Annotated in this window: 3 protein-coding genes; 1 reads left to right on the forward strand and 2 read right to left on the reverse strand. The window is 46.0% G+C overall.

Features of this window, described 5'->3' with window-relative positions; genetic code table 11:
- The first annotated feature begins 30 nt into the window (after positions 1–30).
- A complete protein-coding gene (locus Q0369_RS04680; protein WP_298060834.1) occupies positions 31–795 on the forward strand; it encodes a hypothetical protein in 765 nt (254 codons plus the stop codon).
- On the opposite strand, the gene Q0369_RS04685 is transcribed toward Q0369_RS04680, so the two are convergent.
- Positions 782–919 (reverse strand): hypothetical protein, encoded by a 138-nt coding sequence (locus Q0369_RS04685; protein ID WP_298096656.1) that lies wholly within the window; start codon positions 917–919, stop codon positions 782–784. The genes Q0369_RS04680 and Q0369_RS04685 overlap by 14 nt on opposite strands.
- Before the next feature lie 123 nt (positions 920–1042).
- Positions 1043–1665 (reverse strand): hypothetical protein (locus tag Q0369_RS04690; protein WP_298096660.1); only part of this gene is annotated, 623 nt, incomplete at its 5' end.

Genomic DNA, 1665 nt, shown 5'->3' on the forward strand with positions numbered 1-1665 from the left:
TAAATTTATAAAATTTCAAAAGGCTAAATTTTGAGCTTATTCAGATTTTTTAAAACGGCAGGATTTTCAAAAATTTTTGCTCCTCTAATACTTTGCGCAAGCTGCGCGTTAAGCCTAAACGCCAGCCCCAATGAGGAGCTCGTCCGCTCGCTGTTTAGCGACACAAACTTCGATAAAAATCTTTATTTTAAAGGCGAGATGAGAAGCTATTTAAAGCGTAAATTCTACGCGGCGGATAACTATAGCGAAATCACGGTTGCTCCGCTTGGACGCAGCGACGAATTTAGCGAGATTTTTCACGTATTTTTGGGCTCTAAAGAGAAGCACTTCGATCTTTACGTCTATACTAAGGAGGACGGGATCTACGCCGTGCGAGTTTTAGCGCAAACCGCCATTATTGAGGCTATCGTAAGCGAATATGAAAAATTTAGCGAGGCGCAAAAACGGGAGTTTGAGCAAAGAACTGATGCAGATATCGTAAATTTAAAGCTAATCTTGGCGCCCGATAAAGAGCTTGTGGGGTTCGGCAAACAAAACCTAGCGGCATTTGAAAAAATTTACGAGCTTTACGCTAGCGGTGAGTCCGAGCGCGCTAAAGCAGAGATCAAAAGCCTGCATCTCTCTCACGCCGAGACGAGCGGCAAAAGATTTATGCTGCTCATCGGCGGGGTCACCGATAACTCCGTGGGCTTTTTGCGGGTGCAAGATGAGGCGGATCTGCCGCAAATGAGCCCTAGCGAGTTTATAATGATAGAAAAAATTGCGCCGAATTGGTATCTTTTTAAAACCACATAAAAAGCCGCGCCGCAAGCGGGTTTGAAGCTTCGCGGCGATCTAAATTTAAAAGCAGTACCCGCACCTTAACCATACCGCCGATCAAAAATCGAGCGAATTTTAAATTTAAACAGACGGTCTGCAAATTCCGTCTGCCGTAAATTTTTAAAGAATTTTAAAATTTTTTGAAGTCTAAATTTAAATAAAGCGCCGCCAAAACGCACCTCGTCTCGCTAAAATTAGAATCAAAAGGCGAGATGGCGCAGCCTTAAACGCCACCCGGCTTAGACTTAAACTGCGCAAAGTCCACTCCCGTCGCGTCCAAAACCGCCCGCGAATAAAAATAGAGGCTGTAAAATAGCTCATCCTCGTAAAAGTACTCCTCCCAGCGCTCCTCGTCATTCTCATCGCTCTGCGGCCACAGATATTTTTCCGCAAGCATATCCGAAAAGCTCGCCAGCGGCGCTGCGTGCGAGATCTTATCGGCATCATCGCAAATCTCAATCATAAACGCAAAAAATCCGCCGAGCCGAGCCGCGATAATGCCTGCCGCTTCGTTTTCGCCTTTTGCGTTTTCGCAGTTTTCGTTTTTTCCGTTTATGTCCGCTGTAGCGTTTTGATTATTTTTATTCGCGTTTTTACCCGCTGTAGCGCGCGCCTGCGTAAAGATACGCGCCAAAAACAGCAGCGCAAAAGGGGTTGCGTGCCAAAACGAGCTTTGATGCTCTATCTCGTTAAAAATTTTGCTAAGCGCGCCCTGGGCGGCTTTAATATCAAATTCTTCCCGCTCGCCCGCATCCAAGCTCTTATCCGCCGCGCTCGCTTTAAATTTACTCGCCTGGCTCGCTTTAAATTTTATCGCCGCGCTATCCGCACTCTTAAATTCCGCCT

This window comes from uncultured Campylobacter sp., assembly GCF_938030685.1.
Lineage (GTDB): Bacteria > Campylobacterota > Campylobacteria > Campylobacterales > Campylobacteraceae > Campylobacter_B.